19 protein-coding genes are annotated in these 22,266 nt (G+C 44.8%); 7 read left to right on the forward strand and 12 right to left on the reverse strand.

Features of this window, described 5'->3' with window-relative positions; genetic code table 11:
- The first annotated feature begins 1 nt into the window (after position 1).
- The 3 genes from nqrF (at position 2) to ACOOE0_RS10540 (ending at position 2,765) form a co-directional block, all read left to right on the forward strand.
- Positions 2-1,312, forward strand: coding sequence for an NADH:ubiquinone reductase (Na(+)-transporting) subunit F (nqrF, locus tag ACOOE0_RS10530; RefSeq protein ID WP_420398886.1), 1,311 nt, complete (start codon positions 2-4; stop codon positions 1,310-1,312).
- 82 nt (positions 1,313-1,394) lie between these two features.
- Complete coding sequence (locus ACOOE0_RS10535) at positions 1,395-1,760, forward strand: Na(+)-translocating NADH-quinone reductase subunit F (protein ID WP_420398887.1); 366 nt, start codon at positions 1,395-1,397, stop codon at positions 1,758-1,760.
- A 3-nt stretch (positions 1,761-1,763) separates the two neighbouring features.
- Entirely contained in the window at positions 1,764-2,765 is a 1,002-nt protein-coding gene (locus ACOOE0_RS10540; protein ID WP_420398888.1) for an FAD:protein FMN transferase, read from the forward strand.
- On the opposite strand, the gene ACOOE0_RS10545 is transcribed toward ACOOE0_RS10540, so the two are convergent.
- From ACOOE0_RS10545 to gpmI, 4 genes are all read right to left on the reverse strand, one after another.
- Positions 2,762-3,529 (reverse strand): class I SAM-dependent methyltransferase, encoded by a 768-nt coding sequence (locus ACOOE0_RS10545; RefSeq protein WP_420398889.1) that lies wholly within the window; start codon positions 3,527-3,529, stop codon positions 2,762-2,764. The two genes, ACOOE0_RS10540 and ACOOE0_RS10545, sit on opposite strands and share 4 nt — an antisense overlap.
- 113 nt (positions 3,530-3,642) lie before the next feature.
- Complete coding sequence (locus ACOOE0_RS10550; protein WP_420398890.1) at positions 3,643-4,017, reverse strand: GxxExxY protein; 375 nt, start codon at positions 4,015-4,017, stop codon at positions 3,643-3,645.
- A gap of 72 nt (positions 4,018-4,089) precedes the next feature.
- Entirely contained in the window at positions 4,090-4,908 is an 819-nt protein-coding gene (map, locus tag ACOOE0_RS10555; RefSeq protein WP_420398891.1) for a type I methionyl aminopeptidase, read from the reverse strand.
- A 67-nt stretch (positions 4,909-4,975) separates the two neighbouring features.
- Positions 4,976-6,493 carry a 2,3-bisphosphoglycerate-independent phosphoglycerate mutase gene (gene gpmI / locus ACOOE0_RS10560; protein WP_420398892.1) on the reverse strand — a complete coding sequence of 506 codons (1,518 nt, stop codon included), beginning with the start codon at positions 6,491-6,493 and terminating at the stop codon, positions 4,976-4,978.
- Between the two features lie 207 nt (positions 6,494-6,700).
- On the opposite strand from gpmI, the gene ACOOE0_RS10565 reads away from it, so the two are divergent.
- Entirely contained in the window at positions 6,701-7,093 is a 393-nt protein-coding gene (locus ACOOE0_RS10565) for an ankyrin repeat domain-containing protein (protein WP_420398893.1), read from the forward strand.
- A gap of 94 nt (positions 7,094-7,187) precedes the next feature.
- Here the strand turns inward: ACOOE0_RS10565 and ACOOE0_RS10570 are convergent, their stop codons facing one another.
- The 8 genes from ACOOE0_RS10570 to ACOOE0_RS10605 form a co-directional block, all read right to left on the reverse strand.
- Entirely contained in the window at positions 7,188-7,355 is a 168-nt protein-coding gene (locus ACOOE0_RS10570; RefSeq protein WP_313790998.1) for a DUF6747 family protein, read from the reverse strand.
- Between the two features lie 114 nt (positions 7,356-7,469).
- Positions 7,470-8,234 (reverse strand): M48 family metalloprotease, encoded by a 765-nt coding sequence (locus ACOOE0_RS10575; RefSeq protein WP_420398894.1) that lies wholly within the window; start codon positions 8,232-8,234, stop codon positions 7,470-7,472.
- Positions 8,235-8,274: 40 nt separating this feature from the next.
- Positions 8,275-9,009 carry a M15 family metallopeptidase gene (locus ACOOE0_RS10580; protein WP_420398895.1) on the reverse strand — a complete coding sequence of 245 codons (735 nt, stop codon included), beginning with the start codon at positions 9,007-9,009 and terminating at the stop codon, positions 8,275-8,277.
- 72 nt (positions 9,010-9,081) lie between these two features.
- Positions 9,082-10,257 (reverse strand): gliding motility-associated C-terminal domain-containing protein, encoded by a 1,176-nt coding sequence (locus tag ACOOE0_RS10585; RefSeq protein ID WP_420398896.1) that lies wholly within the window; start codon positions 10,255-10,257, stop codon positions 9,082-9,084.
- 3 nt (positions 10,258-10,260) lie between these two features.
- On the reverse strand, positions 10,261-10,911 hold the full coding sequence (locus ACOOE0_RS10590; RefSeq protein ID WP_420398897.1) for a hypothetical protein: 651 nt from the start codon (positions 10,909-10,911) through the stop codon (positions 10,261-10,263).
- Positions 10,912-10,921: 10 nt separating this feature from the next.
- Positions 10,922-16,417, reverse strand: a complete 5,496-nt coding sequence (locus ACOOE0_RS10595) for a beta strand repeat-containing protein (RefSeq protein WP_420398898.1) — start codon at positions 16,415-16,417, stop codon at positions 10,922-10,924.
- 160 nt (positions 16,418-16,577) lie between these two features.
- Complete coding sequence (locus tag ACOOE0_RS10600) at positions 16,578-17,744, reverse strand: gliding motility-associated C-terminal domain-containing protein (RefSeq protein WP_420398899.1); 1,167 nt, start codon at positions 17,742-17,744, stop codon at positions 16,578-16,580.
- Positions 17,745-17,749: 5 nt separating this feature from the next.
- Positions 17,750-19,831, reverse strand: a complete 2,082-nt coding sequence (locus tag ACOOE0_RS10605; protein WP_420398900.1) for a hypothetical protein — start codon at positions 19,829-19,831, stop codon at positions 17,750-17,752.
- A gap of 214 nt (positions 19,832-20,045) precedes the next feature.
- Between ACOOE0_RS10605 and ACOOE0_RS10610 the strand changes: the two genes are divergently transcribed.
- The 3 genes from ACOOE0_RS10610 (at position 20,046) to ACOOE0_RS10620 (ending at position 22,207) form a co-directional block, all read left to right on the forward strand.
- Complete coding sequence (locus ACOOE0_RS10610; RefSeq protein ID WP_420398901.1) at positions 20,046-20,786, forward strand: hypothetical protein; 741 nt, start codon at positions 20,046-20,048, stop codon at positions 20,784-20,786.
- Entirely contained in the window at positions 20,776-21,573 is a 798-nt protein-coding gene (locus ACOOE0_RS10615) for a hypothetical protein (protein ID WP_420398902.1), read from the forward strand. Before ACOOE0_RS10610 ends, ACOOE0_RS10615 begins: the two co-directional genes overlap by 11 nt.
- A gap of 187 nt (positions 21,574-21,760) precedes the next feature.
- Positions 21,761-22,207: a DUF6702 family protein gene (locus ACOOE0_RS10620; protein WP_420398903.1), complete on the forward strand. Its 447-nt coding sequence runs from the start codon at positions 21,761-21,763 to the stop codon at positions 22,205-22,207.
- The last annotated feature ends 59 nt before the right edge of the window (positions 22,208-22,266 follow it).

Raw genomic sequence — 22,266 nt, forward strand, 5'->3', positions numbered from 1 at the left:
GATGATTTTAGCCACAAGCACAGGAGGTACCATTCTAATCACGGTTGTAGCATTTCTAATTTTATTGTTGCTCTTGGTGGCCCTTTTGCTGTTCACCAAAGAGAAATTGTCTCCCTCGGGGCCAGTAACGATTACCATCAATGGAGAGAAGCAAATAGAAGTAGCTTCGGGAAGTTCCTTGTTGACCACCTTGGGAAATCAGAAAGTATTTTTACCATCTGCATGTGGAGGTGGAGGTACCTGTATCCAATGTGAGTGCCATGTGCTTTCTGGTGGAGGTGAAGCACTACCTACGGAAACACCTCATTTCTCTAAGAAAGAGTTGAACCATGGGGCTCGTTTGGCCTGTCAGGTGAAGGTGAAGCAGGATATGGAAATCACCATTCCCGAGGAAGTTTTTGGTATCAAGAAATGGCCCGCTAAAGTGGTGCGTAACTACAACGTGGCTTCCTTTATCAAGGAGTTTGTGGTGGAGATTCCAGAAGATATGAACTACAAGGCAGGAGGGTACATCCAGATTGAGATTCCCCCTTGTGAAGTAAAATATGCCGATATTGATATAACGGCTCACCCAGAGGAGCACGAAACCCCTGATAAGTTCCAAAACGAATGGGATAAGTTTAATTTGTGGCCCTTGGTCATGAAAAACCCGGAAACTGTGGAGCGTGCCTATTCCATGGCCTCTTACCCAGCTGAGGGACGGGAAATCATGTTGAATGTGCGTATTGCAACACCGCCATGGGATCGTTCCAAAAATGGTTGGATGGATGTAAACCCTGGGGTGGCATCATCTTATATTTTCAACCTAAAACCAGGTGATCCCGTGACTATTTCAGGTCCATTTGGTGAGTTCTTCATCAATGAATCAGAAGCTGAGATGTTGTACGTGGGAGGTGGTGCAGGTATGGCACCAATGCGTTCGCACTTATACCACCTGTTCAAGACATTGAAAACCAATAGAAAGGTTACCTACTGGTATGGTGGTCGTTCCAAAAGAGAGCTTTTCTATATAGAGCATTTTAAGGATTTGGAGCGAAACTTCCCTAACTTTAAGTTCTATATGGCGCTTTCGGAACCTTTGGAAGAGGACAACTGGAAAGTCAAAAAAGATATCAATGATGAGGAAGGTGATGGTTTTGTTGGATTTATCCACAACTGTGTAATCGATAATTACTTGGATCACCATGACGCTCCAGAAGATATTGAGTTGTACTTCTGTGGTCCCCCATTGATGAACAAAGCCGTTCAAAAAATGGGAGAGGATTTCGGAATTCCTGATGAGAACATCAGATTCGATGACTTCGGTGGATAATCACGTATAAAACAATGTCACCTCGAGCGCAGTCGAGAGGTAATTATAACCTAACCGATGCGATAAGCATCGGTTTTTTTATATGGGAGAACGGAGAAGACTTACGGAGCAGGAATTGCACAATTTGGCCATGAATATTGTAGGCAGGGAATTGGAGGCAGATGGGTTTGAATTTATGGCTATAAACAGCAAACCCAAGAAAAATCCGCAGTATGTATGCTTAAAGAACAAGATTCTTCATTTTATTGTGGTTCGCAATACAGAATACCCGAAGAACCCTAGGGAGTATGATCGGGAGTTGATGCGCAAAGTAAAAGATCAGGCCACTAAGTTTGAGGCTAGATGCTATTTTGCGGGTGTTGGCCTTTCCAATGCCGCAAATCAAGAACTGCCGGTTTATCTAAATGAGGACTATATAGTCGACTATCAAGGTTTAATAGAGATTTAAGAGATGAAACAATTCGTTGTTGGTATTGGTATATTGTTTTTGGTCGGATGCACTCCCAAATCCTGGGTGAAAAATCAGGCCGCGGGAGCTGCTTTGGGGACCTCCTATTCAATCCTATATATATCGGATGGGGAATTGGATTATCAAAAAGAGATTGACTCGGTTTTCCAGGTGTTGAATCAGTCCATGTCTACCTATATCCCCTCTTCGGACATTTCCAGGATCAATGAGGGAGATTCCACAATCATCGTGGATGAGATGTTTCAAGATGTTTTTAAAACATCCAGTGCTGTTCATAAAGCGTCTGATGGGTATTTTGATCCCACGGTAGGGGTGTTGGCCAATGCTTGGGGTTTTGGTCCTGGGGAACAAATGGATTTGGACAGCTTAAAGGTGGACAGCCTTCTGGCTTATGTGGGTTGGGAAAAGGTGCAGCTAAATAAGGATGGAACCATTTCCAAAATGCACCCTTCCATCCGCTTTGATTTCAACGCGGTGGCCAAAGGATATGCCATAGACCGTTTGGGGGCATTGCTAGATGCAAAGGGAATCGAAAACTATTTGGTAGAAGTTGGGGGAGAAGTACTGACCAAGGGAACCAATGTGGTTTCAGGCAAAAAATGGTCCGTAGGTATTGACGACCCCCAAGTAGAGGTGGGGCGGCAACTAAAGTTGATTGTTTCCTTGGAAAATAAGGCCATGGCCTCCTCGGGAAATTACCGCAAATTCCGTGTGGATCCGATAACAGGGGAAAAGTACGTTCATACCATCAACCCAAAAACTGGATTTACCAAAAATTCCAGTGTATTGGCGGCTAGCGTGGTGGCTAATAATTGTGCAGAAGCTGATGCCTATGCTACCGCATTTATGGCCATGGATTTGGTGGATTCAAAAAAACTATTGGAAACTGAGGATGACTTGGAAGCATATATCATCTTTTTGGATGACAATGGGGAAACCAAGGAGTTTATGACTCCAGGATTTAATGAATTGATAAGAAATTAGGCCTTCCTCACAAAGGGAACAATTTCCCCTTTGGCAAGTCTATACTTTTCAATTTCTTCTGGAGAATAATCTTGGGTCAAATCAACTTCTTCTACAGTAAAACCAATTTTTCGAAGTTTATCAAAATAATCCCTTCCGTAGATGCGGACATGATCGTACTGACCAAAAATTCTTGCACGTTCTTTTTTATCTGTTATGGAATTGTCTTCAAAAGTATGTTCTCTGCCCAAATCCTGCGGAATTTGAAAAACACCCCAACCTCCAGGTTTCAAAACACGGTACAGTTCCTGCATGGCTTTGGTATCGTCCGGAATATGTTCGAGCACATGATTGCAAAGAATTACGTCAAAAGTGTCATTTTCAAACGGGAGCTTGCAGATATCGGCTTTCACATCTGCCAAAGGAGAATTTAAATCGGTGGTCGTGTAAGTAACATTGGTAAGCTTTTTAAACCGTTTGTAAAAAGCTTGTTCAGGAGCAAAATGCAACAGGCTCAAATCTTTACTAAAAAAGTCCGTGCGGTTTTTCAAAAATAACCACAACAGACGATGCCTTTCCAAGGAAAGGGTAGAGGGGGAGAGCACATTTTCCCTCGGACTCTCATAACCATAGGGAAGAAACTTCCTAAAACTTTTGCCATCAATGGGGTCGGTATAGGTGCTTCCTCTTAAAAAAAGTGCGATAAGTGGTCGCACCCAATAGCTCAGTTTAATGAGCCATGGTCTTGGGATGAGGTTAAGAAAGAACTTAAATATTTTAGACAATGGTAGCTTTATTTATTGAACCTTCAGGTAGGTAAAACCATCAGTGCAAATTCGTGGAATTCGTGTCAAACTTAACGCTATTGGACACGAATTCCGCAAATTTACACGAATAATTAAAGGATAACTCTTCGATAGATTAAACTATCTTCTCCAAAGTTGACTAACAAACCAAGTTTCATTTTTGAAACGGCTAAATAGTTCAAAGTTTGTTTTACGTGGCTTTGGGTCAAGGAGTTTATTGCTTTTATCTCAAGAATTATCTTGTTGTCAACAACAAAGTCAGCAAAATATTGATGCCGTAGCATCTTACCCTTATAATTGATGTGGAACTTAGTCTCTCTGGTATAGGGAACACCGTTTTCATTCAATTCAAATTCCAACGCGTCCCCATAAACTTTTTCGCTGAATCCTTTGCCCAGTTCATTATGAACGTCCATACAAAGTCCGATAATGAAGTAAGATTCATGCTTATATAATACCTCTGTCATATCAATACAGTTTATTGATTTTAACGAGGTTGATTTTTATGGAATGGGAAGGCGATTTAACCAACCCTTCTTTTATAGCACGAGGTTCTGATGTCTAAATTCTTCTTCTTCGTCACTTTCAATTCCCAACGCTTTGTAGATATATTGAAAAGTGGACAGAAGCTCGGGTTTACCGTCTACCAAAGCCACATCATGCTCAAAGTGGGCACTAGGTTTTCCATCTGCGGTCAAGATAGTCCAGCCGTCTTTGAGTTGTTTTATTCTTCGGGTGCCCATATTGATCATGGGTTCAATGGCCACGACCATTCCGTTGACAAATTTCTTGCCTCTTCCGCGTTTGCCATAGTTGGGCATTTGGGGATCTTCATGAAGTTCTGTACCCAGACCATGTCCCACCAACTCGCGTACTACACCATACCCATGACTTTCACAGTACTTCTGAATGGCAAAACCAACATCACCTACCCGGTTTCCTTCCTTAAATTCCCGGATTCCAACGTATAGCGACTCCTTGGTAACCTTCAGCAGTTTTTTGGTAGCCTCGGCAACCTCTCCCACTTCAAAGGTGTAGGCATGGTCACCATAATACCCATTTTTAAGGGCGCCACAATCCACAGATATAACATCACCTTCTTTAAGGGGTTCGTTGTTGGGAATACCATGAACCACTTGGGCATTTGGGCTCCAATTCAAGGTGTTGGGAAAGTCGTACATCCCTAAAAAACCTGGTTCTGCCCCTTGTTCCCTAATAAACTCTTCGGCCATTTTATCCAAAGCCAAAGGATTGGCTCCAGGTTTGATTTCCGAGGCCAACATACCCAAAGTCCTGGAAACGACCAATGCACTCTCGCGCATCAATTCAATTTCCTCTGCAGTCTTAATTTTTACCATGGGTGCAAAGATAATCGGAAATCAATAAACACAAGGGTTTTACGTCCTTAGAGCGTAAAAAGGAAATTTATACCAAAGAATTCCGAGTCATTAAATCCGGTTTAGGGATACCCAATAAGTGCAAGATGGTAGGTGCAATATCACCCAACACTCCATCTTTGATGGATGTAATTTCCGAATCGACCAAAATTAATGGCACGGGATTGGTCGTATGGGCTGTGTTTGGACTACCATCGGGATTGATCATGGTGTCGCAGTTTCCGTGATCTGCAATAACAATGGAAGAATATCCGTTTTCAAGACCTGCCGTTACCACATCCCTGGCGCATTCATCTACCGTTTCGCAGGCTTTTACCGCAGCCTCCATGATTCCTGTATGGCCAACCATATCTGGATTGGCAAAGTTCAGGCAAACAAAATCGGTTTCTCCTTTTTTCAGTTCAGGAATTATGGCATCCCTAATGTCATAGGCACTCATCTCGGGTTGAAGATCGTAAGTGGCCACTTTTGGCGAAGGACATAAAATCCTGTTTTCGCCATCAAAAGGTTCTTCGCGTCCACCGTTAAAAAAGAAAGTTACGTGGGGATACTTTTCGGTCTCGGCAATTCGAATCTGTTTTTTACCGTTATTGGCCAGTACCTCTCCAAGAGTATCCTTGATATTCTCCTTGTCGTACACTACGTGGATTCCCTGGAACGAATCATCGTAATTGGTCAGGGTTACATAGTGCAGGTTCAATTTGTGCATGTTGTGTTCATGAAAATCCTGCTGGCTTAAAACTTGGGTAAGTTCACGCCCCCGATCCGTCCTGAAGTTGAAAAAAACAATAACGTCCCCTTCCGATATTTGGGTCACGGGCTTGCTATTGGAATCGGTCAAAACCAACGGCTTAATGAATTCATCGGTAACGCCTTCATCATAACTTTTTTCCATGGCGGCGGAAATGTCCTGGACTTTTTCTCCATCATTGTTGACCATGACATCATAAGCCAACTTAACACGTTCCCATCTTTTATCCCGATCCATGGCATAATATCTTCCGATGACCGTAGCCAATTCGGCTTTCTTATCCGAACAAAACTGTTGAAGATCCTCTAGAAATCCTTTACCACTTTTGGGGTCAACATCCCTTCCATCCATAAATGCATGGATATAGGAGTTGGCAACTCCACTTTCATCCGCAGCATTGATCAGGGCTTTTAAATGGTCTATATGACTATGTACTCCTCCGTCACTTACCAAACCAAGAAAGTGCACCGGTTTGTTGTTGGATTTGGCATAGGAAAATGCCGCTTGCAGTACTTCCTCGTTCTTAAGGGTGTCCTCCGCTACAGCCTTATTGATTTTGGCCAAATCTTGATAAACGATTCGCCCAGCGCCCAAATTCATGTGTCCCACTTCGCTATTGCCCATTTGTCCTTCGGGTAATCCCACATTCATGCCGTCCGTAAGCAAATTGGAGTTTGGATATTGGGTGTAAAGCGAATCTATAAATGGAGTATTGGCTTGTTCAATGGCCGAAACTTTGGGGTCTGGAGACTTTCCCCATCCGTCCAAAATCATTAGGATTACCTTCTTGTTCATGCTGTTGGATTAAGCCCCAAAAATAGCATGAATGCGCTGGATACCCTAGTGTTTGTTAAGATTTCTAACTGAGGATTTGTTAATTATTTATGTTAAAAAAAAGGCTGTTGTTAAAGTTTAGTTATTTAAGTGTTAATGCTGTAACATTTGATTCCATATAGAGTCTACTTTTATATTAATCATTTCATTAATCAAAAATTATTCATCATGAAAAAAGCAATCCTAAGCGTAGCCGCGGCCTGTATGGTCATGGTTGCAGGCGTTAACGCCAACGAAAATTCCGCAATGGTTGAAGACCATTTGAACAGCACTGTGATTACAGCTGAAATCAACTCTTTTTGTAAGGCCATTGTAAAAGGGGATGTGGAAACTGTAAAGAAACTTATTGAATTGGGTGAGGATGTGAATCAAAAGTCATTGGGAATGGCGCCCATCCATTTTGCCGCCCGTTACAATCAAACTGAAATTCTTGAAGTACTTATTGCCAACGGTGCCAACCTTAGAAAGAAGTGCGATAAAGGATACACGGCAAAGAAATATGCAGAACTTTCCAATGCTGTTGAGGCATTAAAAGTTTTGAAAGATGCTATGAAGAAATAAAAGAAAGGGGTTTATTCATCCAAAAAAAGGCCCGTCCATGTGGACGGGCCTTTTTGCTCATTTACTTATAGTGTTCTTGTAAAAGAGAAAGTTCTTAAAAATCAAAGCCGGTCAGTACTCTAAACATGAATGCGTATAGAGCCATTGACAACAAAATGGCGCAAAAAATCGCGTAGCCTTTTAAAAATAATACCAGATAACTAGGCTTACAGTCATCGAATGCTTCAAAATAAAGCTGCTTAAAATGCAATAGTGTTCCCATATGTCCTCTCGTTTAATAGCACAAATGGGTTAAAGAAAAGCATGTTTGATTTGGGTACTACAAAGGTATTCAAATCTTGGAAACACCCATTTTTAATCGACAAATGAGGTAAATCTATCGACCTGAATACTTTTTTATGGCTTCTTTAATCTTTTCAATCCGATTTTCAGGATCTGGATGGGTACTTTGAAATTCAGGAACACGGTTAGGGCCAGCTGCCGCTTTCAGGATTTCCATGACCCTGATCATCTCATAGGGGTCGTATCCCGCCTGAATCATAAACAAGACACCCAACTCATCACTTTCCAACTCATCTCCCCTTCCATTTTTCAGTAGTGTATTTTGACCAATACTTCCTACCACATTTCCCATATCTGCACCCACGGTGGCGCCCATGGTCAAAGTTTGCCAAAAACTGCTTTCAGCAATACGCTCCGCCGAATGTCTTCCTATTACATGAGCAATTTCATGCCCCAAAACCCCGGCAAGTTGTGCCTCCGTCAATTGGGAAAATAAGGCATAGGTTATAAAGCATTGGCCGCCAGGTAGTGCAAATGCATTAATAGTACGGTCATCTGCCAATAAATGAAATTCATATTGATATGGTGTTTCCCTGGCAATGCTATTTTGGACCAATCTATTGCCCACCGCATCTACCAGGGCTTGCATCTTTTGGTCTGGATAAAGTCCACCGTGTTGTTGGGCCATTTCAGGTGCGCTTTGAAGACCAATCGCAATTTCCTGGTCTGGGGTCATGTTTATATTCTGTACCCTTCCCGTATATGGATTTTCCTGTTTGTTGTTACAACGCTGGATAAAGGCAAAGGCAACTATGGCCAATCCTATAAAGATTCGGATTTTCCAACTTCCTCTTCTCATGGTGTTAGTGTTCTAGATAAATGAAAGTACAAAAAATAGCTTATAAAAGCTCTGGGTTGATTCCTAATATGTTATCCTGAACATAACTTCTCAAGAATCCAGTAGTAAAATAATCACACCCTATAAAATCCTGACTTAGCAGCATTTTTACAATGTTGATTTTTCTATAGGCCTCCAACATGGGAATTGAAATGGGAGCATAGCTATAATGCCATGGCTCGTACTTGAATCCAGGTCTTTTGGGTTCATCCGTATAAACAAGATAAAAACCAAACTCCTCGGAATTTTCATCCAGCCAAAGTTTAAGCCCTTCAAATGGGCCTCCTGCTTCAAATTTTTGGGGAACCAAAACATCACCGGAAGATTTTACCCCACCATCAATTATGTCGATATCGGTACCCCAATGGTGCCTACTGGTTCCAGGGATTGTGGAATACTCAATGATTTTCTCGATAGCATCCAAAGGTTGCATACCATCATCTTCTGTGTAGCGGAGAAATTTCCGTTCCCATATGCCTTCCTGCCTAAAATAATCCCGATAGCTGGAAACCATCTGAATATCAAATCCAGCCTTAAGGGCGGCTTTTTTCATTGCAACGAACGCATGATAGGCCTCTTCCCTTAAATTAATGCCTTTACCGTAAAGATCAATATCTGCTTTGCCGATTAATTCATCAAGGGAATATTCCGAATCGGAGTAAACGGGGACCAATGGAGGTAGGGCACATGCCAAGCCTGTAATGGAAGCTTTTTTAATAAAAGTCCTTCGCTTCATGGATTTGATTTATTGACCAAGTTAAGAAGTATTTTTAAGCCAGAATATATCCCAATTCTGTTTTCAATTTTATTATTGGGAAATGTAGAGATACCCCTGGTATTTCTCTTTATTATCGGTTACGGTAAGGACATAGAAATAAACCCCTGCAGAAAGTCCTGAAGCTTTGCTAATTACTCCATTCCGATTTGATTTGCCGTCAAATTCGTTGGCGTAGTTTAGTTTGGAATACACCAACACACCGTAACGGTTATAGATGTTAAGGACATTGTTGGGAACATTTTCAATACCATCAATCAAAAGAAAATCGTTTACCCCATCATCATTTGGGGTCATAAAGTAATTGTCAAGTTCTAGAACCGTAAACGGTTCCAAAAGGTCATCTGTTCCACCTAGCGTAATGATTTCGTAATCGTTGGGTACAAAAGTCTCTGAAGAGATACTTCCTGTTTGCATATTACCGGACACGGTAGTATTGCCCAATCGTTCCCATTGGTTGGATGTTTTGTTCCATCCCACGACCAACAAACTTTCAACCGTTTCGGCCAAAAGTTCCACGGCACTATTGGTATCCCAGGTAAGGGTCACTACCGAAGGTTGATTACCTTCCAATCGCCAAAATTCCAGCGTACTGACCTGGAGGTCTTCAGTGGCTTTACTATCTGTTGGGAATTGTTGGGACAATGATGCTGAATTATTGGGGTCTTCGGGATAATAAGCACATTTGGCCAAAGTGTTGGCTGTACCTGATGATAGGGTCAAATATCGAAAAAACTCCCCGTCCCCAACTGGAAAAGTTATGGTTTCCTTATTTGCTGCCCCTGCGTAACCATTGATATGTGCCATATTACCAGATCCCATATAAAAGGAATCGTCTATAAAATTCAGATAGCTTGCAGAGTTGGATTTGGAGGTTAAAACATCTCCTACCACAAAATTGACATTTCCTGTTACCCCTAGCCAGGTCTCCAGCAGCAACCCATTGTCAGCAACAATTTCTATGTCCTGGAAAATAGGGTTACTTGAGCCCGAAACGGTCAACAGGTTTCCGCTATAAAACCCTGTAAGCCCTATGTTATTATCAAAAGCGCCATCGTTGATTACATCCAAATGAAAACCGACCGATGAGGTACCGTGAAACTGAATATTGCCAAAATTATGAAAGGCCGTCTGTCCCCAAAAAAGGGTTGGAACTACCATTAGGGAGCTTAAAAGTAATCGTTTTATATATTGTCTTATGATGATCATGGATTATCTAAATGCTTGAAATATGACAACGATTCCGTCAGCAAAACTGTCTGTGTTTAGGGTGAATCCGTCCGTGTTAAAACTTGTTACGGTGGCTGATGTAATTCCCAGGTTATTTCCGTTTTGATCACTGTAACGCAGTGCTATTGAGTGGGAATTGGAAGCATATCTTGAGATGTCGTTTATGGAATTCCCGCTTCCGCCAACATAAATGACCTGTTCAGCAATGGTCCCACCGTCATTTCTGGCAAATCCGTTCATGGAACCATAGGCATTGGCAAGGGTCCGGTTATTGTTTCCAACTCCGTTGTCGGAATTTAGGTTAAAGCTTTCCACATTCGCATGGGCAGAAAAAGTTAGGCTGGTAGGCTGGAAGGGTATTCCCGTTATGGTTTGGTTACCCGCTCCCGTAATTTGAAAAGCACCCACATAGCTATTGGCCACATTCGGAACTTCCACCCAGGCGGAATTGCTATAAAAATGCATACTACTCGTTGTGGTATTATAGACCATGGAACCTTCTTCTGGATTGGAAATACTGTTCATCTCCAAAGTGGTGACATTATGGATGGCTACCAGGTCCCCAGCGGTTGGCGTTTGAGCACTTAGACCCAAAAGGAAGAATAACAATATGGTGGTAAAAATGCCTTTCATTGTTCTTCTTTTACAGATCTAGAATGGTAAACATAAATTCTGAATTGAATCTATTTCTATCTGTACCCCCGTTGTCATTATCCCCTACAATTACTTCGAAGCTGGAACTGGTCTGTGCACGATAAGAAATTCCAGGGTCGTCATTTCCGGAACCATCCCGACTCGGCTGTGCCAATTGAATAATATAGTTGGCGTCGCTTACCAGTCCAGAAGGTAGGTTGACCCTGTAATATCCATTTCCTGTGAGTTTGGTAACTGTAATTCCCGATGTGGCCCTCGTAACACTTCCGTTTGCAGCTATTTTGCCGAAAGCTTTTATAGGACTCTCGTAATATGCGCCACCATTGGCTCCCACAGTAATGCTATTGTCAGCCTCAGCGCCAACAACATTGGCTGTTTGGTTCGCTGTAGCTTCGTTGGTATATGTTATAACACCAGTTGTTGTGTTTTGGGAAAGGGTGGTAACGGTGTCATCGTCTCCATCTGCTATATCTGCTGGGATATTGGAAAGTGATGACCAATCTCCGTCAAAATCATCGGTCACATCGGTGTCCAGGTTGGGGAACTCGTTGTTCACTGCCGTTGCCACCTGTGCATCGGTCAGCTGTGTATCGTTGTCTATGTTGTCGGCAAAGCCCGCGGGAACGTTGTTCAAAGAGGCCCACTCCCCGTCAAAGTCGTCCGTTGAGTCAGTGTCGAGGTTCGCGGGCACGTCCGTAAGGTCGTTGAAACTTCCACTGAAATCATCGGTGGAATCCGTATCCAGATTGGCAGGTACGTTGGTCAAATCGTTGAAATCCCCTGAAAAGTCATCGGTCACATCGGTATCCAGGTTGGGGAACTCGTTGTTCACTGCCGTTGCCACCTGTGCATCGGTCAGCTGTGTGTCGTTGTCGATGTCGTCGGCAAAGCCCGAGGGAACGTTGTTCAAAGAGGCCCACTCCCCGTCAAAGTCGTCGGTTGAGTCCGTGTCCAGATTGGCGGGCACATCCGTAAGATCGTTGAAGCTGCCTGAAAAGTCGTCGGTCACATCGGTATCGAGGTTGGGGAACTCGTTGTTCACCGCCGTTGCCACCTGTGCATCGGTCAGCTGTGTATCGTTGTCGATGTCGTCGGCAAAGCCTGAGGGCACATTGTTGAGGGAGGACCACTCCCCGTCAAAGTCGTCGGTAGAGTCAGTGTCGAGGTTCGCGGGCACGTCCGTAAGGTCGTTGAAACTTCCACTGAAATCATCCGTTGAGTCCGTATCAAGATTGACGGGTACATTGGTCAGATCATTGAAATCCCCTGAAAAGTCGTCGGTCACATCGGTGTCCAGGTTGGGGAACTCGTTGTTCACTGCCGTTGCCACCTGTGCATCGGTCAGCTGCGTATCGTTGTCTATGTCGTCGGCAAATCCTGCTGGCACATTGTTCAAAGAGGACCATTCCCCGTCAAAGTCGTCCGTTGAGTCCGTGTCCAGATTGGCCGGTACATTGGTCAAATCATTGAAATCCCCTGAAAAGTCGTCGGTCACATCGGTATCGAGATTGGGGAACTCGTTGTTCACTGCCGTTGCCACCTGCGCATCGGTCAGCTGTGTATCGTTGTCGATGTCGTCGGCAAAGCCTGCGGGCACGTTGTTCAGGGAGCTCCATTCCCCGTCAAAGTCGTCGGTTGAATCCGTGTCCAGATTGACAGGTACATTGGTCAGATCATTGAAATCCCCTGAAAAGTCATCGGTCACATCGGTATCGAGATTGGGGAACTCGTTGTTCACTGCGGTCGCTACCTGTGCATCGGTCAGCTGGGTATCGTTGTCGATGTCGTCGGCAAACCCCGCTGGCACGTTGTTGAGCGAGGTCCACTCCCCGTCAAAGTCGTCCGTTGAGTCCGTATCAAGATTTGCCGGTACATTGGTCAAATCGTTGAAATCCCCTGAAAAGTCATCCGTCACATCGGTGTCCAGGTTGGGGAACTCGTTGTTCACTGCCGTTGCCACCTGTGAATCTGTCAGCTGTGTATCGTTGTCGATGTCGTCGGCAAATCCTGCTGGCACATTGTTCAAAGAGGCCCACTCCCCGTCAAAGTCGTCGGTGGAGTCCGTGTCCAGATTGGCCGGAACGTCCGTAAGGTCGTTGAAGCTGCCTGAAAAGTCATCGGTCACATCGGTGTCCAGGTTGGGGAACTCGTTGTTCACTGCCGTTGCCACCTGTGAATCTGTCAGCTGTGTATCGTTGTCTATGTCGTCGGCAAATCCTGCTGGCACGTTGTTCAGGGAGGACCATTCCCCGTCGAAATCGTCCGTTGAGTCCGTATCAAGGTTGGCGGGCACATCGGTAAGGTCGTTGAAGCTACCGCTGAAATCATCCGTTGAGTCCGTATCAAGATTGACGGGCACGTCCGTAAGGTCGTTGAAGCTACCTGAAAAGTCATCGGTCACATCGGTGTCCAGGTTGGGGAACTCGTTGTTGACCGCCGTTGCCACCTGTGCATCGGTGAGCTGTGTATCGTTGTCGATGTCATCGGCGAAGCCTGCGGGCACGTTGTTCAGGGAGCTCCACTCCCCGTCAAAATCGTCAGTGGAGTCCGTATCGAGGTTCGCGGGCACGTCGGTAAGGTCGTTGAAGCTTCCACTGAAATCATCGGTGGAATCCATATCCAGATTGGCAGGTACATTGGTCAGATCATTGAAATCCCCTGAAAAGTCATCGGTCACATCGGTGTCCAAGTTCGGGAACTCGTTGTTCACTGCGGTAGCCACCTGTGCATCGGTCAGCTGTGTATCGTTGTCTATGTCGTCGGCAAATCCTGCTGGCACATTGTTCAAAGAGGCCCACTCCCCGTCAAAGTCGTCCGTGGAGTCCGTGTCCAGGTTTGCGGGCACATCCGTCAGGTCATTAAAGCTGCCTGAAAAGTCATCGGTCACGTCGGTATCGAGGTTGGGGAACTCGTTGTTGACGGCCGTTGCCACCTGTGCATCTGTCAGCTGTGTATCGTTGTCGATGTCGTCGGCAAATCCTGCTGGCACATTGTTCAAAGAGGCCCACTCCCCGTCAAAGTCGTCGGTGGAGTCCGTATCGAGGTTGGCCGGTACATTGATCAAATCATTGAAATCCCCTGAAAAGTCGTCGGTTGAGTCCGTATCGAGGTTCGCGGGCACATCTGTAAGGTCGTTGAAGCTTCCACTGAAATCGTCCGTTGAGTCCGTATCAAGATTGACGGGTACATTTGTCAAATCATTGAAATCCCCTGAAAAGTCATCCGTCACATCGGTGTCCAGGTTGGGGAACTCGTTGTTCACTGCCGTTGCCACCTGTGCATCTGTCAGCTGTGTATCGTTGTCGATGTCGTCGGCAAATCCTGCTGGCACATTGTTCAAAGAGGCCCACTCCCCGTCAAAGTCGTCGGTGGAGTCCGTGTCCAGATTGGCCGGAACGTCCGTAAGGTCGTTGAAGCTGCCTGAAAAGTCATCGGTCACATCGGTGTCCAGGTTGGGGAACTCGTTGTTCACTGCCGTTGCCACCTGTGAATCTGTCAGCTGTGTATCGTTGTCGATGTCGTCGGCAAATCCTGCTGGCACATTGTTCAAAGAGGCCCACTCCCCGTCAAAGTCGTCGGTGGAGTCCGTGTCCAGATTGGCCGGAACGTCCGTAAGGTCGTTGAAGCTGCCTGAAAAGTCATCGGTCACATCGGTGTCCAGGTTGGGGAACTCGTTGTTCACTGCCGTTGCCACCTGTGAATCTGTCAGCTGTGTATCGTTGTCTATGTCGTCGGCAAATCCTGCTGGCACATTGTTCAAAGAGGACCACTCCCCGTCGAAATCGTCCGTTGAGTCGGTATCGAGATTGGCCGGTACATTGGTCAAATCATTGAAATCCCCTGAAAAGTCGTCCGTCACATCGGTGTCCAGGTTGGGGAACTCGTTGTTCACTGCCGTTGCCACCTGTGCATCGGTCAGCTGCGTATCGTTGTCTATGTCATCGGCAAATCCTGCTGGCACATTGTTGAGTGAGGCCCACTCCCCGTCGAAGTCGTCCGTGGAGTCCGTATCCAGATTGACGGGTACATTGGTCAAATCATTGAAATCCCCTGAAAAGTCATCGGTCACATCGGTATCGAGGTTCGGGAACTCGTTGTTCACTGCCGTTGCCACCTGTACATCTGTCAGCTGTGTATCGTTGTCGATGTCATCTGCAAATCCTGCTGGCACATTGTTGAGGGAGGACCATTCCCCGTCAAAGTCGTCGGTTGAGTCCGTATCAAGATTGGCGGGCACGTCGGTAAGGTCGTTGAAGCTTCCACTGAAATCATCAGTGGAATCCGTATCCAGATTGGCAGGTACATTGGTCAAATCATTGAAATCCCCTGAAAAGTCATCGGTCACATCGGTATCGAGGTTCGGGAACTCGTTGTTCACTGCCGTTGCCACCTGTGCATCTGTCAGCTGTGTATCGTTGTCGATGTCATCTGCAAATCCTGCTGGCACATTGTTGAGGGAGGACCATTCCCCGTCGAAGTCGTCCGTGGAGTCCGTGTCCAGGTTGGGGAACTCGTTGTTAACGGCGGTTGCCACCTGTGCATCGGTCAGCTGCGTATCGTTGTCGATGTCGTCGGCAAAGCCTGCGGGCACATTGTTGAGGGAGGACCACTCCCCGTCAAAGTCGTCGGTAGAGTCAGTGTCGAGGTTCGCGGGCACGTCCGTAAGGTCGTTGAAACTTCCACTGAAATCATCCGTTGAGTCCGTATCCAAATTAGCGGGCACATCCGTAAGGTCGTTGAAGCTTCCACTGAAATCGTCTGTTGAATCCGTATCAAGGTTGGCCGGTACATTGGTCAAATCATTGAAATCCCCTGAAAAGTCATCGGTCACATCGGTATCATAACCACTAAGGTCAATAGTGGTGGCATCAGGATCGTTGGTTAATGAAATTACACCAGCATTAAATTGCAAATCTTGGATTTCATTTTGACTGTCTGCGTCAGCATCATCAACATTGATGGCTATGGTGTTTCCGTTATCAATGCTAATATTTCCTGGATTTCCATCGGTATTAAGGTTTTGGCTATCTGTATTTGTTGTATTGATGACCGTTTGTGTCCCGGATTCGTTGGTAAATGTGTATGTGCCATCCAAGTTGTCAACTAAGGTAGTAATGGTTTCAGGCGCTCCGTTGAACGTTAGGTCATTTCCAAGGCCATCTGAGAGCGTAATGGTTCCATCTCCGTTGTCAACAAAAGAAAAACCTGTGGTATTGGATGAGTTGCAAAGGTTTATCCACTGCCCTCCATTGAAATAATGCACGCAGGAGGTATCAATGTTATAAATTACAGCACCGTTAAGCGGAGTAATGCTTTGCATTTGGGCCGAAGTCAACCTGGTAAGTACCAGAGCCTTGTCGCTGCTCTCCAGTTCCATGATGGATGCTGGGTTTATGGCATTGGGATTATCTCCCACCTTGACTTGGCCGAATGCGATGATAGAAAAAAATAGGGCAAAAAAGGGTAAACTTCTTCTCAATTCCATTACAACTTGTTTGATAGCGCGCTAAAAATAAGGTTGGCGGTAGAGAAGAACCACAAAATGTTGTGTAGGTGGATAAGATTGTTGTAAATGGGAATTGAATGGACAATCCCTTAAAATATAGCTTGTTAGGCTAGGTAATGTGAAGTATAATTCTTACAGGTTAACGATCCAGAAACAAAAAGCCTTGATATTCCAAACCTAAATCATCCAAGGTGACCAGATAGAAGTAAACACCTTCGGGAAGCCCAATATCCTGGCTTAGATAAAAATTTCCAGTATTTGATTCTCCTATGAATTCGTCTACGTAGTTGATTTTTTCATACACCTTCTGTCCAAACCGATTGAAAATTCTAAGGCTATTGTTTGGCGATTCAGACATATTGTCCAGCACAAGAAATTCGTTAATGCCATCCCCATTTGGACTTAGGAAGTAATTGCCCAAAGTAGGATTGTTCACGGCGAATGTATCTGTAGGTAATGGAATGGTCCCGAAGGTAATGGCTCTAAAATCGTTAGGATTAAAGACTTCGGAGGTGATGAAACCGTTTGTAATATCACCGCCTTTAGCTGAATTTCCGATGACAACCCATCGATTTGAGGCTATACTCCAGCCCACCACAATAATGGACTCAAAACTGGCATTGGGAATAGATGCTAAATCGCTTCTCGGATTCCAACTAATGGTTACCGATGCGGGGACGCCACTTTGGAGAATCCAAAACTCCTGGTCCGTCACTGTTCCAATTTCCGGTACTTTGCTGTTTACATCAAAGGTGGATGTAAGAGATGTTGGACTGGAGGGGTTTTCAAACAAATAAGCACACCGTGCCAAAGGCGTACTACCTTGTGAATTCAGGGTCAGTGGCCGTAATTGATTTTCATCACCAATCGGAAATGAGAAAAAATCCCTGTTATTTATGGCAGCAAAGCCCTTTATTTTTGCACCATCCCGTTCCCCGGTAAAAAAACCATTTTGCATAAAATTGAGATACACCGTTTGATCATCCAAGGGCGAGTCCACATTACCGTCCACAAAATTGGTATTGTTTTGTACATGCACCGGGATTCTTAGCATGACATTACTGGGAACAAAAAACTCCGCATCCCAAAAACTTGGGGCTACATTGCCTGAAACCTCAATAGCGCCGTTTCCATAGAAACCAGTCAGCCCAATATTTTGATCAAAGGAAGCATCGTTGATAAAGTTGGTATGAAATCCTATGCTGCCATTAGGGTGTATCTTGATATCGCCTCCGTTATATAGGGCGTTTTGGGCATAGCCAGAGACTAAAAATAACAGTAAAGATGCTTTAATAAGTACTTTCATGTTTTCTAAGGAGCTAAAACCACGTAATGCCAATTTGCATTGGTCGCTGTAGGAACTCCAGCTATAAACTCGTAGACCTGTACAGAAAAAGTCCCTACACCTTGATTGGTCAATTGAATCATAATTGGATTTCCTGGTGTGTTTTCCTGGACGGTGAGTTGAATAACTGAGGTAGCAGTTATGGCGGCATTATTAACGATATAAGCTCCGGCTGTTCCAGTCCCAGATGCAACTTGTGCCCTTAAGGTTACTTGCTGACTAAGAACCCAATCAGTTCCATTCCACTCCATAAGTTGACCTTGTGTGGTTCCGTTGTCAAGTTTTGCCAAAGTGACAGCATCATTTGCTATGGATGTGGCATTGGGGGCTCCCGTGACATCCCCAGAAAGATTATCCACAGAGAATGTGGTCCCCGTAAGTGTGAGCCCCGTCCCTGCGGTATATGTTGTGTCGTCATCGGTATCGTCCGCGAAGCCCGCCGGGATGTTGGTGATGTTGGCCCAATCGGGTGCGACGCCCGCATTGTCCACGGAGAAAGTTGTCCCCGTAAGTGAGAGCCCTGTCCCTGCGGTATATGTTGTGTCGTCATCGGTATCGTCCGCGAAGCCCGCCGGGATGTTCGTGATGTTGGCCCAATCGGGTGCGACGCCCGCATTGTCCACGGAGAAAGTTGTCCCTGTAAGTGAGAGCCCCGTCCCTGCAGTGTACGTTGTGTCGTCGTCGGTATCGTCCGCGAAGCCCGCCGGGATGTTCGTGATGTTGGCCCAATCGGGTGCAATGCCCGCATTGTCCACGGAGAAAGTTGTCCCTGTAAGAGAGAGCCCCGTCCCTGCAGTGTACGTTGTGTCGTCGTCGGTATCGTCCGCGAAGCCTGCCGGGATGTTGGTGATGTTGGCCCAATCGGGTGCAATGCCCGCATTGTCCACGGAGAAAGTTGTCCCTGTAAGTGAGAGCCCTGTCCCTGCAGTGTACGTTGTGTCGTCGTCGGTATCGTCCGCGAAGCCTGCCGGGATGTTGGTGATGTTGGCCCAATCGGGTGCAATGCCCGCATTGTCCACGGAGAAAGTTGTCCCTGTAAGTGAGAGCCCTGTCCCTGCGGTATATGTTGTGTCGTCATCGGTATCGTCCGCGAAGCCTGTCGGGATGTTCGTGATGTTGGCCCAATCAGGTGAAATTCCTGAATTGTCAACTTCAAGTGACCCGTCCGCGGCTTGGTTTAACCCTGTTCCAGCAACATCCACATTTATCTTGGCCGCTGTCACGCCGTCGTCCAGCAGTTCATTCGTCCCAACCGCATCATTGGCCATTTTATCATTGGTAACCGCATCGGTGGCCAAATCCAAATTGCTTACTTGGCCATCTTCAATCTTTAATGAGTTGACGGCATTATCGGCAAGCTCTACAGTGTTGATTCCTCCCGCATTAACGTCCAGCAAAAATGGGTTTAAGGCATCCCCTGTTCCAGACAGCACCAAGGTGGCATCAGCTGGTCCTGTAACTTCATTTCCAACCACACCGTCCACTTCGGTAACGGTTAAGGCCGACTCATCCACCAAAATCCATTGTGTTCCGCTCCATTGCAACAACTCGCCTGTGGTAGTTCCAGGACCCAGCTTATCAAAAGAAATGGCTTCTGCTGCAATCCTATCTCCAGTAATGGATTGTGGTTGAATATGAAGTTGCCCATTTACAGAGGTTGGAACAATATTCTCGCCTCTAATCATGCCTACTTCAAAATTGAAATTGGTACCATCTTCCGTGATTACAATGGTAGGGTTTGCATTTACAATGGGGTCCGCGGAAAAGGTCTGCTCATCTGGCTGGTCACAGGGATTGATCCACTGGGTACCGTCGAAGAAATGCACGCACTCGGTATCCACGTTGTAGACCATGGCACCTTGCAATGGGGTTATGCTTTCCATTTGGACCGTTGTCATACGGGTAATGACCAAGACCCTGGAGGTGCTTTCCAATTCCAGAACGGACGCCGGATGCAAAACTTCAGGGTTTTCCCCAATTTTGATTTGGGCTTGTAGCGAACTGATCATCAGTAGTCCAATGATCAAACTTGAAAATTGTTTTTTCACGGTGTCTGAGGGTTGAGGATATTTAGACTTAATGGGCAAAACTAGGCCTATGATCCGAGAATTCTAATAATTACCGTCAAAATACCTCAGTTCAAAGGTGAACGGATAAGTACTACGGTAGAATTTTTGGAGAATTAACAAAAGTTTAGAACAGTGATATTTTTTTATGTGGCCGCCAAGGGTTTTCTTTAACTTCGGCTAAATGGCCATGCTTATGAAAAACTTTACACTGATTTTATTTTTTCTTGCTTGCGCTGGTAGTTTACTGGCTCAAGATAATAGACAAGTACTAAGGGGCAAGGTGATTTATCGTGGGATAAATGTACCCAACGAAAACGTGATCAATTCCACTTCGGAAACAGCTACTATTACCAATGAGGATGGGGAGTTTGTAATATTGGTAAAGGAGGGTGACCAATTGGTTTTTACAGCAGTGAATTATCAACTGGAAGTTGTAACGATCACTCCTGAAATTTTACACAATAATCGTCTCGTAGTTGAGGTGACGGAAAAAGTTACCGAGCTGGAAGGGGTAGTGGTAACTCCTGAAAATCAGGAGAAATTTTTGGAAGTCAAAAACGAGGATTTCAAAGAATTTGAATATGAAATAGACCGATCTACCGAGGTTGAGAATATTGCCGAATCCAGAACCGTAAGAGGAATGCGGGATGGAATCAACTTTGTGAACATTTTCAAAGCTTTGTTCAAGGCCAAAAAACTTGAGGGTGAAACAAGGGAGCCGTTAAAGGTAAGCGAGGTTTTGAGACAGGTCTATGAAGACGAGTTTTTTGTGGTGGATTTGAAATTACCTCAGGATAAAATCGATGCTTTTTTGGTCTACTGTGATGACAAAGTTCCCTCGCAGACCTTGTTGCGCAAAGAAAATGAGTTCCAGCTAATCGATTTCCTAGTGACCCATAGTAAAACCTATTTGGCCGAATTGGATGCGGAGTAAAGTTCTACTTTTCCTTTTTGTTGTTTTTTCATTTTCGATACATGCCCAGCAAACGGGTACCAAACAGCTTCGAGGAAGGGTGTACAGCACCAATGAGGATGTTGTAGGGGTGGTGGTGCAGAACCTTACATCCCAAAGAGCTGTTATTACGGATATGGACGGGAATTTTTCCATTCTTGTGGCCCTTCAGGATACGCTGGCATTCTCCGCGGTCCAATTTCAGCGAAAACTTATTGTGGTCAATGATGTGGTCTACAATACAAGTTTTATCTCGGTACCCTTGGAGGAATTTGTGAACGAGCTGAAGGAAGTTGTGGTGAGACCTTACGATTTATCCGGAGACCTTAACCAGGATTTAGATCAGCTCCAACTGGAAAAAGATGTAAGTGCGGAAGCTTTGGGACTGCCCAATGCGCACGCAAAAATCCCCACGCAGAGCGAACGGAAATTGCAGCAGGCTTCTTTTGGAAAATTTAATGTGGGAATGATTTTGACTCCTCCCTTGGATCCAATCATCAATGCCATTACGGGGCGAACAAAGATGCTTAAGAACAGGGTCAAAGTGGATAAAACCTATGCCAGAACCCAGCGGGTACAGGGTTTTTATGCAGATTCCCTAATTAGCACCAACTTAAAGATTCCTGTAGAAAAACTGGATGATTTCATGTATTTCTGTGAGGTGGATGAGGATTTTCAGCACACCGTAGACTCCCATGATAAATTGAAGATTTGGGATTTTATGGTTTCAAAGAGTAGAGCGTATCGTAGAAACAATAATTTAGACTAAAGGGTTGGCATGCCATTTGTACTTTTGTTAATTGAATACGAGGTTTGGGAAGGTTTTTTATTTCTAAGTCCTCAATTCCTTGTAACGAAAAGTTGAAAATGTAGTCTTTTACATTATGATAAAGCTTAAAAAAATAGGAAGTGTATTAGGTTTGTTAGCCCTTTTATTATTGTTTTCCTTTACCACGATGCACAAATTCTACCTTAGTGTGACCAATGTGGTATACTCTGAAAAAAGTGCATCGTTCCAAATAACCAGTCGGATCTTTATTGATGACCTGGACGATGTTCTGGAAGAACGATACGGGGTCAAGGCAGAACTGGCAACAAAAAATGAGGCTCCCGTAGCGGATGCCTATATTGAAAAATACCTCCGTGCAAAATTTGCCATAGCGCTAAATGGCGAAATCGTCCCCTACACTTTTTTGGGAAAAGAATATGACAATGATGTCGTAATCTGCTACATGGAGTTGGAAGATGTGGACTTTTCCAGCTTAAAATCAGTCTCCATTCAGAATGAAGTTCTTACCGATCTTTTTGAAGAACAGCAAAATGTGGTCCATGTAAAATGGAAAGGAACGAAAAAAAGTTTTGTGTTGATCAAGGAGAATAATAAAGGAATGTTAAACTTATAACTGCCTTTTAACAGTTCGTTAAAAAAAAGCTATTTTTCACCGTTTTAAAAATCAATAAG

It is taken from the genome of Flagellimonas sp. (assembly GCF_965215805.1).
Lineage (GTDB): Bacteria > Bacteroidota > Bacteroidia > Flavobacteriales > Flavobacteriaceae > Flagellimonas.